Genomic DNA, 11,925 nt, shown 5'->3' on the forward strand with positions numbered 1-11,925 from the left:
TAGACTTCACTCAGTCCTCTTCTCTATTCCACAGTCACACTCTTCGCCAAGTTCCTTGGCTTATCCACATCATTGCCGCGTGCCAAGCTTGCGTAGTAAGCAACAAGCTGCAATGGCACTACAGACAAGGCAGGAGACAAGCGAGACAGCGTAGCTGGCAGTACGAACATGCCATCTACCGCCTTCTCTACTGCAGCAGCATTCGCTTCGTCAGTAATCGCATAAACGACACCGCCGCGCGCCTTCACTTCCTTAATGTTGCTCACTGTCTTCTCAACAAGCGCAGTCTGTGTAGCGAGTGCGATGACAGGTACACCTTCTTCGATCAAGGCAAGTGTGCCGTGCTTCAATTCACCCGCTGCGTACGCCTCGGAATGAATATATGAGATCTCTTTCAGCTTCAGCGATCCTTCCAATGCTACCGCATAATCCAGACCACGTCCGATGAAGAACATATTGTCGTGCTTCGCAATGTCCTCTGCAACCCGCTTCAGTTCGTCAGATTGCTCCAGAATGCGCTCCACTTGCTCCGGCAATGCCTGCATCGCAGCAATCTGCTCACGAATCCAAGCCTGATCGTGAAGGCCAAGCTTCTCTGCCCAGTACAGGCTGAATATCATGAAGGCAACAAGTTGTGATGTGTACGCCTTAGTAGAGGCAACCGCAATCTCAGGACCTGCCCATGTAACAATGGTATCGTCTGCTTCACGGGCAACCGAGCTGCCTACTACGTTCGTAATCGCCAGAACCGTCGCACCGCAGCGTTTTGCTTCACGGAGTGCTGCGAGTGTGTCTGCTGTCTCACCAGACTGGCTGACAACAATAACAAGCGTCTGTGGTGTAATAATTGGCGAACGGTAGCGATACTCCGAAGCGACATCTGTCTCCACGGGAACGCCTGCACATTGCTCGATCAGCGTACGTCCGACAAGACCTGCATGATAAGCAGTACCGCATGCGACAATATGCACGTTGCGAATTTCTTGTAATTTCTCTGCAGTCAAATGCTTCAACTCGGGAAGCTTGATTCCACTGCGATCTTCTTGCATTCTACCGCGCATCGTGTCGCGATATGCCTTGGGCTGCTCATGAATTTCTTTGAGCATGAAATGGTCGTAACCGCCTTTTTCTGCAGTCAACACGTCCCAATCGACAACAATCATTTCCCGAGAAATAAAATTCCCCTCTAACGTCATCAATTCGACAGCGTCCTTAGTCAGTACGGCCATTTCGTTGTCGTTCAAAATATACACTCGACGTGTATATTGCAAAATCGCCGGAATATCCGAACCGATAAAATTCTCGCCTTCTCCAATACCGATAACTAACGGACTTGCGAAGCGAACAGCAACCAGCTTATCCGGTTCATGCTCTGTCAGGACAGCCAATGCATAAGCACCGCGCATACGCGCTGTAGCCTTCTGCACAGCCTTCACAATATCTCCGTCATACTCTTGAGCAATCAGATGAGAAATGACCTCTGTATCCGTCTCTGAACGGAATACAACTCCGGACGCGATCAGCTCTTCCTTCAGCTCCATATAGTTCTCGATAATACCATTATGAACAACAGAGAACTTCATCGATGCATCCGTATGTGGATGCGAATTCTCATTCGAAGGCTTGCCATGTGTCGCCCAGCGAGTGTGGCCAATGCCTACCGAACCTTGCAGCGGCTCATCCTCCAATTGAGAAGCAAGGACAGCTAATCTACCTTGTGCCTTGCGCACTTGCAAGCCTTCCGGTGTGAATACAGCAATGCCAGCAGAATCATATCCACGATACTCCAGCTTGCCCAATCCTTCCAACAACACCGCTTGAGAATTTCTAGCTCCAATATATCCGACAATACCACACATAATATAGACCTCCGATTATTCGCGGCCTCTCCAGTTGGCGACGTCGCACACAGAAGTCCATGCCTCATAAGCGTGAGTGCATAGCATTATTGGATGACTTATAAAGTTCAATAAGCTCATGGATAACGAGGGAAGCAGCCTAATTTGTAATAGCCTACTTCGCCAAGCAGCACAACAAGCAAGCTTGTTAGCCAGCTTGGACTCTGTGTGCTCTGTCCATCCACGAGACAGCCCGATTCTTAGTAGTTAATTGAGTTAAATCTTAATGGCAGCGATAATCAGCTGCATTGTATCTCCAAATGGATACGCCTTGACTATGCAAGTGTATCTCCATCTCATTATCAAACATACCTGCGTAAGCATGCGTTGTCAGGAAAGTCGCCTCTCCTGCATTCCGCTAATGCTCTTACGGTGCCGGTAACACACCGGGAGGTCCCCGCCGAACATTTCGAACACCTCCACCTCGTCCACTCGCTGCAATGGCCGATTCAGCAGCAAGCGCTGGCGCTTCTTGAACGGTTGCCCGTTACATTGCCAACCTCACAATCCTCACTTTCTATATGTGAATCATCTTCTATTTCCTATCTTCCTTACGAAGAGGACTGGCTCATCCTCTAGCATAAGCTGTTCCTGCATCATACACCGGCTTCTTGGCTGAGCTTCCAGGCATCGGCTTCGCCTTACCCACTCTGTATTTGCGGAACATGTTCTTACATTATATTCACTTTAGCCATTTTTCGCAACAATGCTACAGAAAATAGGAAAAAAGCCGCTTACCTGACAACGTCAAGCAAACGGCTCTGAACAAGTCCTATTAAGCTAGTTCTTTCTGTACAACCTCTACAATGCGGTTTACATATCCCTCTACAATATCCGCCTCAGGGCCTTCGGCCATAACACGTATCAGGGATTCTGTCCCGGATGGACGAACGAGCACGCGACCATTGTCACCCAACTCCTGCTCAACTTCCGCAATCGCCTTCTCGATAGCTGCATTGCCTTGGTATTTCGATTTATCCCCAACACGCACGTTCACCAGCACTTGCGGGTATTTGCGCATAAGCGACTTCGCTTCACTTAAGGATTGGCCATTTGCCTTCAAGTTAGCAACCAATTGGATACCAGACAGCATGCCGTCCCCTGTCGTATTGTAATCCAAGAAGATAACATGTCCGGATTGCTCACCGCCTAAGTTATAATTACCGCGGCGCATTTCTTCCATAACGTAGCGATCGCCAACTGCCGTCTTGGCTGTATTCAATCCGTGCTTCTCAGCACCCTTGAAGAAGCCAATGTTGCTCATGACTGTTGTTACAATCGTATCACTATTCAAACGACCAGCCCGCTTCATTGCATCGCCGCAAATGAGCAGAATGAAGTCGCCGTCAACTTCCTCGCCATGTTCATCAATGGCAATCAAGCGATCCGCATCGCCGTCAAAAGCCAGACCCAAATGAGCCTTGTGGCGCAGCACTTCTTCCTTCAACATTTCCGGATGCGTTGAACCGCAATGATCGTTGATGTTCAGACCTGTTGGCTCAGCGCCAATAGCGATTACTTCTGCACCAAGTTCACGGAACAAGCGTGGTGCCAACTCATAAGCAGCACCGTGTGCGCAATCGAGCACAATACGCATTCCATCGAAGCGTTGATCAACTGTAGATTCCAAATACTCTACATAGCGCCACTTCGCATCCGTATCCACTGTAACCGTACCGAGACCTTCGCCAATTGGACGAGGAAGCTCATCTTTAGCAGCATCCATTAGCTGCTCAATTTCAAGTTCTGTCTCATCAAGCAGCTTGTAGCCGTCGCTGCCGAAGAACTTAATCCCGTTGTCCTGAACAGGGTTATGGGAGGCAGAGATCATAACCCCTGCGTCAGCACCCAATACACGTGTCAGATATGCAACAGCTGGTGTAGACAACACCCCAAGCTGGATGACATCTGCACCAATTGACAGCAAACCTGCTGTCAATGAAGCCTCAAGCATACGGCCAGATACACGCGTATCCATACCGATAACCACCTTCGGTTTGCCTGATGCCTGCTTCGTCAGTACATAGCCTCCACAGCGTCCAATTTTAAAAGCAAGTTCTGCTGTCAATTCCTGATTCGCTACACCGCGTACACCATCAGTACCAAAATATTTCCCCATCGTTCGCTTCTCCTTCATGCTGCCATCAATCAATATGATCTGCTGTAGTTAGCACTTCGATCATAAATCCATCCTGTGCAGCATCTATTCTCACGTCGTAAATTTGATTTTCATTATTCTATTCGTCAATTCATAGATGTCACACATCTCTAGTTGGAATGTTCCACTGATCCGTTCACCGCTTCGGTCGGTGTTCCTTCCGCTTCATTCGAGGAAGGCGGATTCTCATGAGTGTCGGTCGATGGATTGCTTGGATGCCCCGTCTCATTCTGGGTTCCTGATGTCGAGCCGTTGCCTACTTCTTCTGGGATCGAAGTAGGAGGCTTCGGATCAGGCAATGTCGTTACGGGCGCTTCCGTATCCTTAATTACGACCTTGATCGTTAGCGGAGTTGAATCCACTCGTCGAACGAACCGAGGTAAATTTACCTGCAAGTTCACTGTATGCTCACCAGGAGGCAAGTCATTCACATTCGCAATCAACTGAATGTCACTTACCTTCAGCGCATCAATCAGATTCGGTGCGCCAACAACAATAACGTCCATCTTGCGGGAAGCCGGTTCCGCAATTGTCGTCTCCAATCGGTCATTGTCGCCCGTTAGTGTAATAGGAACGTCCGTTATCGTACGCTGTTTTACACCCGAAATTTGCAATTCGACAGTAATCTCACTCGGTTCTATTTTCTCAATGTTCGCAGGCAGCGTCAATTGTACCTTTATCTTATACGTCCCAGCAGCTTCAAATTGGCGCAAATCGACTTGTACATTATCCAAGTATTCGATCTTATCCAACGCTTCCTGAGGGCCGTACAGGGTCACCTGATTGACATCTGGAGACAAGGCTGACACAGCAAGTCCTTCCGCTAATTGTCCAGTCAAATTCACTTGGAGAGGTACGGTCTTGAATGGCTTCGTGATCGGTACTTCGACCTCGACAAAAGATGGTGTCAGGACTGCTCCCTCCACTTCATCGCCTCTCGCATTATACGCCGTCAACTTCACCCGCTTCGTGATGACAGACTCATTCGCCTTATCGACACTTACTGTACCTACTATCGATTTTACTTCAGCCATACGAGATGCGGGAAGCGTTACATGGACCCGGTTCGAAGGACGCACAATTGGAGTGCCTGCCTTATATCCTTTGGCAGGGGTTCCTTCTGTTTGTACCTGTACTTCGTACTCCTTCGTCTGCACATCCTCCAGCTCAATCGTTGCACTGCTCGGCTCCATCGACATCAAGTCGATTCCAGTTGGCAACTCATGACGGAGCTGTACCACATGCTTCCCCTTCCCATAGCCTGTTAAATCAAGTGTTACTTTATAATCTTCTGGCAATGCAGAAGCAATCGCTGTCCGCTTGCCTCGAACCTGTATACGTACCTTATCCGGCCGTATGGATTTAATTACCTGCTGCTTCGTATCCAATCCGACAATCCGTACTTGCACGTCATCAATCCAGCGAGATTCCATGAGCGGCTGCGGAGAAGTCGGTGTTGTATCGTCTTTATGTACGACAGCGAATAGAAGCACACCTAATACTAACGCGATAATCTTCGCTGCATTATTATTCATTAACCACTTATCCATGATGCTCACCTTTTCGTTTCCAGAACATTTTTAGTTCTTTCTTCGCCTTCGGCTTTAACTCATCGAACAGCTTGGATATGAGTGATTCTTCCTTAATATCACGCACAACTTGTCCATTGATAGCAAGGGACACTTGTCCTGTCTCCTCGGAGACGACAACAGAAATTGCATCACATACTTCACTGATTCCAATAGCTGCCCGATGTCTTGTCCCCAATTCCTTACTGATAAATGGATTCTCGGACAACGGCAAATAACAAGCTGCTGCTGCAATTTGGCTGCCTTGTATAATAACTGCTCCGTCGTGCAGTGGTGTATTCGGGATAAATAGGTTAATGAGCAACTCTGAGCTAATACGGGAGTTCATGGCAATGCCTGACTCCGTGTATTCATTCAACCCTGTCACACGTTCGAAGACGATGAGTGCACCGATCTTACGTCGTGACATATAATTAACTGCTTTAATAAGCTCGCTAATAACACGAGCCGTCTCATCTTCCTCTGCTACCGCGCGTCCACCGAACATTTTCCCTCGACCCAACTGCTCCAATGCTCGTCGCAGCTCAGGTTGAAAAATAATTACGATCGCAAGAACCCCGAACGTAAACATTTGATTCATAAGCCATTTCAGCGTATACAAATCAAACCACGTACTGATCGCCCAAGTCACAACGAGGATAAAGATCCCCTTCAGCAACTGGACAGCACGCGTTCCGCGGATGAGCACAAGTAGCTTATAAATTACATAACTAACGATTAAAATATCGATGATATTCTTGATCGTGTCTTTCCACGACATGTCCGCAAAATAATTCATGCAGGTACCCCCGGCGTTCGTTTCCCCTGATAAGATCCTGATGAGAAGATGAAGCACCTCTCTATGTATAACTATAACCTTTTCGTCTTGATGAAGCAAAATTTATATCCCATTCTTATCCATTCTTACAAAAAAGCCCTCCTGCAATAGCTGCAGGAGAGCCTCGGTACAACAGATACGGATACTGTCATTCGTTATGGCAACGACGGCCCCGTGCCGAACAAGTTCGTAAGCTGGTACCACATCCAGCTTAGTGCTTCGTCAATTTGGTGAACCGATCCCGAAATATTTGCCGTAGATGCTTGATACAGCTTCCCGTCAATGACGGTTACATCGCCCTTCACTTTGCCGTACACTTCTGCGACTCCGTTATGAATCGTTAAGTTACCTGATATTACTTTATCCGAAGGCACGATGACCTTATTATTCTCTACGACAACTCCATTCAGATCAGCGCCCTTAACCATAAGCTGCTTATCCGCATTCCACATACTTAGCGCACTTGTCATCATAACCAACACAAAGACGGCTGCGACGGTAATGGCTGGGTGACGTTTGACCCATAGCATGAACGCACTTTGCTGCTTCGGCTTCGGTATAACGCTCATGACCCGTGCCGTCAAATCATCCGATACAGGCTGCACTCGGTGATTGAAGCTGTACAGCAGAGTATCCATCTCCTCTAACTGACGAAATCGTTCGCGGCAATCCGGGCATGCAAGCATATGTTCTTTCAATTCGAGTGCATATTCCGGTGTCAAATCGTCATCTAGTAAATCATGCATTAATGAGACGGCTTGTTTGCAATCCATTTGAGCCAATCCTTTCATGGAGTCTCCAATCAGATACGATGGCGCATCCTACATTAAGAAGGATGACCCTATCTGGGACGTATCGTCATGCACCGAAGTCTTTCCCAACATTCTATACATTTTCGTTAGGGCTCATTCGGCTTGTTATACGATACGACTTGAATGCAAAATAGTTTCACTCTTTAGCCTGCTATTTTTTATCAGATTTTACGTTCCAGCTTCTTGCGGAGAAATTCTCGTCCCCGGTGCACCCTCGTTTTGATCGTGGTCACAGGCATATCCAGTACATCGCTAATTTCCTGCAGCGACATATCCTTTAAGTAACGAAGCACCATCACGGTCTTATATTTTGCAGGGAGACTCTCAATCGCCTCATGGACCATTTTCTGAGTCTCGCTTACAAGCAAGTATGTCTCAGGTGTACGATTATCGCTAGGGATCATCGCATACCCGTCAATGCCCTCCTGGTCATTCATCTCTGCATCAAGGGAATAATTCGGCTTCCGTTTGCGCAAGCGATCAATGCACAGGTTCGTTCCGATACGATAGATCCAAGTCGAGAACTTCTGAGTCTCATCGTAACGATCCAAATTGCGATATACACGCAGAAATGTATCTTGTACCACATCCTCTGCTTCATGCCGATTACTCAGCATGCGATAGGCAAGATGGAATATTTTATCCTTATATAAATCGACAATCTCGGCAAACGCTCGCGTATCCCCTTTTCGAGCTAATCTCACGAGCCGTTGTTCTAGCGTATCCAAGCGTCTCCCTCCATCCTCACTGCTCTTATGCCGATGTCTTCTCAATCATTGCACCTCAATGACAATGCCGGACATCGTAAGCAGGAATGCGAACCTTGGGAGCAACGTATCTTACTGTGCTCACGATCATTCACCGAATTCAGTGAATGAACAATGGCTCATTCGGGAAGCCTCGTTCCCTGCCTGTCGCTGCCCTAGGGGTGCGAGTGTGTCGATGCAGAAGCAATGCTGCTCTTCTTTGCCGGCGCACTCTTTCCTATGTATAAACACAGGAAAAGTCGAGCCTCGATCGCTCAAGACTCGACTGCATCGTCGCTACTTCGTGCTGTTTACGTATCGACGTAGCCTGCGGAAATCGATCATTCCGACATTATCAACCTGTATTTCGAAGCCCTGCTGCAATACCGTTAATCGTAAGCAAAACTTCCCGCAGCAATACCGCATCATCCTCTTCGTTCTCACGAAGCTCGCGCAGTTCTGCCAGCAGTTCCACCTGCATATAGCTGAGCGGATCCACGTATGGATTGCGCAAGCGAATCGATTCCTGGATGACAGGAACATTGTCGAGAATATCCTCTTGTCCGGTAATTTGCAGGATTAACGAAGAAGTCAATTTGAATTCTTCCTCAATTTGCGTAAATATACGCTCGCGAATGGTTTCGTCCTTAATCATGCCTGCATATTCCTTGGCAATGACAAGATCCGCCTTCGCAAGTGCCATTTGCAAGCTGTCGATCATAGACTGGAAGAAGGAATAATTCTGATACATATGGCGCATTGTTTCCATATTCTCTTCCTTGCCTTGATAGAAGCTCTGCAATCCTGTTCCTGCTGCATACCACGCAGGGAGCAAGTACCGGCTCTGCGTCCATGCGAATACCCAAGGGATCGCACGCAAGTCTTCGAAGCGGTCACTGTTCTTCCGCTTCGACGGACGTGAACCGATGTTCAGTTCACCGATCTCTGGAAGCGGCGTAGACTCCTTGAAGAACGTCATGAAGTCTGGATCACGGAAGATCAGATCCTGATACTTCTTCAGCGAAGCCTGGGAGATGCTCTCCATGAGCTCCTTCCACTTCGATTCATACAGATCCGTATGCGGCGTACGAGCCAGCGTAGCCGCTTGTATAAGTGCCGAAGTAGCTTGTTCCAAGCTTCGGTAAGCAATACCTTGTACGGAATAGCGGGAAGACAATACTTCACCCTGCTCCGTAATCTTGATGCCGCCACCAATCGTGTGTGGAGGCTGAGCCATAATACTGCGATTCAATGGCATACCACCACGACCAAGTGCACCGCCACGACCATGGAAGAACTTCAATTTCACATCGTACTTCTTCGCAGACGCCGTCAGTTCCTTCAGAGCCATACGAAGCTCCCAGTTCGCTGTAAATGCACCGCCGTCTTTGTTACTGTCTGAGTAGCCAAGCATGATCTCCTGCAGATCATTCATTGCTTCAACAGCACTGCGGTATATCGGCAAATCAAACAACGTCTTCATGATCGCAGGTGCGGCATGAAGGTCGTCGACAGTCTCGAAAAGCGGCACAGCCTGCAATGTGCAGTGTACTTTGCCTTTCTCTTTGCGGAACAAGCCTACTTCCTTCGCCAGCAGCATGACTTCAAGCACATCGCTCGCTGCCTCCGCCATACTGATCAAGTAGCTTGTAATACATTTCTCACCGAATTCCTTCTGTGCATCATAGACGATACGATACACATTCAGTACTTCAGTTGTAGATTCACTATATTGAATATATTCCGATATCAATGGACGAGGATCATTCAGCAAGCGATTAAGAAGCTCAATCTTCTCCTCTTCGCTCAAGCTGCTGTAATCGTCCACGATGTTCATGTTAGCCAAAATTTCAGTCATTGCATTTTCATGCTCTTTACTATGCTGACGAATATCAAGTGTCGCCATGTGGAAGCCGAACAGTTCTACTTGACGAATCAGTTTCTTCACATACGTGTCTGATACATAATCTGCGAAGTGGTGGCGCAAGCTCCGGTCAATAATTCTCAGATCTTCCAAGAACTCAAGCGGATTGTTGTAACGCTGTGCTGTCCCCTTCGTCGACTCATCCAGTATATTATTCAACTTCTCGAACATGTAGATTAACTTGATACGATACGGTTCCTTCTCATTGTTCCAGTATCCCGCATGCGTCAATGTCACATTGCGGCTGTCCTCTGCAATCGAGGAAAGCAGCTCCTCAGATACAGATACAATTGTAGTACTGAAGCTAAGCGTACGGAATAAGGACTTCAATCGCTCCTCGTATTTGCGAATCGCAAGAGTACGCTGCATCTTCAATGTTTCCCATGTTACATCATGGGTAACCGAAGGATTGCCGTCACGGTCGCCACCGATCCAAGAACCAAATCGAAGGTAAGTAGGCACATGCCATCCTCCGGATGGATAGTACTTATCCAGGCAGCGTTCCAATTCATGATATACATCTGGCAGTACATCGAACAGTGTCTCGTTGAAATAGAATAAGCCGTTGCGCACTTCATCGAGTACAGTTGGCTTACGATCACGCAGCTCATCCGTTTGCCACAGTGTTATCACTTCGTTCAGCAGCTTATCTCGCAATTGTTCACGCTCACGGTGTGTCAGAGTTGGATTATCCAACATTGTGACATCATCAGCGATGCGCTTATGAATATCGAGAATGGCCCGACGCATCGCCTCAGTCGGGTGCGCCGTTATGACAAGTTCCAAAGAAATGCTTTCAATAATTTCTTGCAATTCTTCTTCGGAAACTTTACGCTCCTTCAACTCCATGATCACACTTTCGATCGATCCTGGTTGAATGCTTTCACCTGCAGAGCGCTCATAATCGCGTTTGCGACGGATCCGATGATTCTGTTCTGCAATGTTCACTAACTGGAAGTAGATAGCGAATGCACGAATCACTTGATGTCGGATTTCGGGGTTCAACGTATTGATGAGTTGCTTAAACTCCTCATACAACTCGGGTAAAAATACGGCACGCAACGATTTGCTAAGCTCGCGGATCTTCTCCACAATGTTAAGCAATTCATTACCACCTTGATGGACGAGCACTTCGCCGAGTATATTACCCAGAAAACGAACGTCCCGCCGCAACATATTGTTGGAATTCGTCTTGTTTGCGGTTAACGTTAGATCAGTCATTCGTCTCCCCCTATCTCACAATTCAGTACAGTCTGTAAAAGACTTTCTTAACATCATACTACAAATTGAGACGAAAATCTTTAGTTTTCATTGAAAAAATCGCACGTTTCAATTGTATCCCCTTACATTGGTTCGGGTTTACAATGGATCGTTATTTTGATATCGCTAACCTGTATTTTTAGCCTTAAACAGCCTGAAATGTATGTTCATCATCCTACTCATTATGTTTCATGTAGAGCCTATAATTCATACATGATCGTCTAAATATGAACTGCGAACGCAGCTATTCTCAACAAAATAAAAAACGCCTTTCGGCGTCGATTTCATGCTGGTGCTCGTCCTACTTGAGTATTTCCACGATGTCTTTACGGACGGTCGAACCCTTGGTTTCTCATCACATCTATACATACAAAAAAACGCCCTACGGCGTTGGTTTTCTTAATGGAGCGGGTGATGGGAATACTCCGGTCGCTTATCGAGCCTCCTATTGTCGGCACCACACGTCCTTCTCCCGGACGCGCGCGCTGAACCGTATTTCAAGAAGCATTGCAGCGCGGTACTCAACATGTCTGATTTGAAAAATGGAGCCGAGAGGCTCCATTCGGTTATTGTTCATGTTGACGCTCGTCCTACTTGCATATTTCCTCGAAGTTCTTACGGACGGTCGAACCCTGTGGTTTTCATCCCATCGTATATACAAAAAAAACGCCCATTGGCGTCTGTATTCTTGTATGGAGCGGGTGATGGGAATCGAACCCAC

General features: G+C 47.4%; 7 protein-coding genes. All 7 read right to left on the reverse strand.

The features are described from left to right. Nucleotides 1-23: 23 nt before the first annotated feature. The 7 genes from glmS to ppc all read right to left on the reverse strand — a co-directional run bounded on the left by glmS (nt 24) and on the right by ppc (nt 11,165). A complete protein-coding gene (glmS, locus tag BBG47_RS18855) occupies nt 24-1,859 on the reverse strand; it encodes a glutamine--fructose-6-phosphate transaminase (isomerizing) (RefSeq protein WP_021255715.1) in 1,836 nt (611 codons plus the stop codon). An 814-nt stretch (nt 1,860-2,673) separates the two neighbouring features. Further along, a complete protein-coding gene (gene glmM / locus BBG47_RS18860; RefSeq protein ID WP_065292990.1) occupies nt 2,674-4,017 on the reverse strand; it encodes a phosphoglucosamine mutase in 1,344 nt (447 codons plus the stop codon). A gap of 149 nt (nt 4,018-4,166) precedes the next feature. After that, entirely contained in the window at nt 4,167-5,606 is a 1,440-nt protein-coding gene (locus BBG47_RS18865; protein ID WP_065292991.1) for a CdaR family protein, read from the reverse strand. Then, a complete protein-coding gene (gene cdaA, locus BBG47_RS18870; RefSeq protein WP_021255712.1) occupies nt 5,599-6,423 on the reverse strand; it encodes a diadenylate cyclase CdaA in 825 nt (274 codons plus the stop codon). The genes BBG47_RS18865 and cdaA overlap by 8 nt, the downstream gene beginning before the upstream one ends. Nucleotides 6,424-6,617: 194 nt before the next feature. Continuing rightward, nucleotides 6,618-7,235, reverse strand: a complete 618-nt coding sequence (locus tag BBG47_RS18875; protein WP_028532705.1) for a zf-HC2 domain-containing protein — start codon at nt 7,233-7,235, stop codon at nt 6,618-6,620. 200 nt (nt 7,236-7,435) lie between these two features. Then, complete coding sequence (gene sigW / locus BBG47_RS18880) at nt 7,436-8,002, reverse strand: RNA polymerase sigma factor SigW (RefSeq protein ID WP_021255710.1); 567 nt, start codon at nt 8,000-8,002, stop codon at nt 7,436-7,438. Nucleotides 8,003-8,375: 373 nt separating this feature from the next. Next, nucleotides 8,376-11,165, reverse strand: coding sequence for a phosphoenolpyruvate carboxylase (gene ppc, locus BBG47_RS18885; protein WP_021255709.1), 2,790 nt, complete (start codon nt 11,163-11,165; stop codon nt 8,376-8,378). Nucleotides 11,166-11,925 lie beyond the last annotated feature (760 nt).

It is taken from the genome of Paenibacillus sp. KS1 (assembly GCF_001680695.1).
Classification (GTDB): Bacteria; Bacillota; Bacilli; order Paenibacillales; family Paenibacillaceae; genus Paenibacillus_B; species Paenibacillus_B suaedae.

Excerpts from the sequence above, each read along its gene's own strand:
- BBG47_RS18865 (WP_065292991.1), bottom strand. The coding sequence starts at position 5,606 with ATGGATAAGTGGTTAATGAATAATAATGCAGCGAAGATTATCGCGTTA.
- BBG47_RS18875 (WP_028532705.1), bottom strand. The coding sequence starts at position 7,235 with ATGGATTGCAAACAAGCCGTCTCATTAATGCATGATTTACTAGATGAC.
- glmM (WP_065292990.1), bottom strand. The coding sequence starts at position 4,017 with ATGGGGAAATATTTTGGTACTGATGGTGTACGCGGTGTAGCGAATCAG.
- ppc (WP_021255709.1), bottom strand. The coding sequence starts at position 11,165 with ATGACTGATCTAACGTTAACCGCAAACAAGACGAATTCCAACAATATG.
- glmS (WP_021255715.1), bottom strand. The coding sequence starts at position 1,859 with ATGTGTGGTATTGTCGGATATATTGGAGCTAGAAATTCTCAAGCGGTG.
- cdaA (WP_021255712.1), bottom strand. The coding sequence starts at position 6,423 with ATGAATTATTTTGCGGACATGTCGTGGAAAGACACGATCAAGAATATC.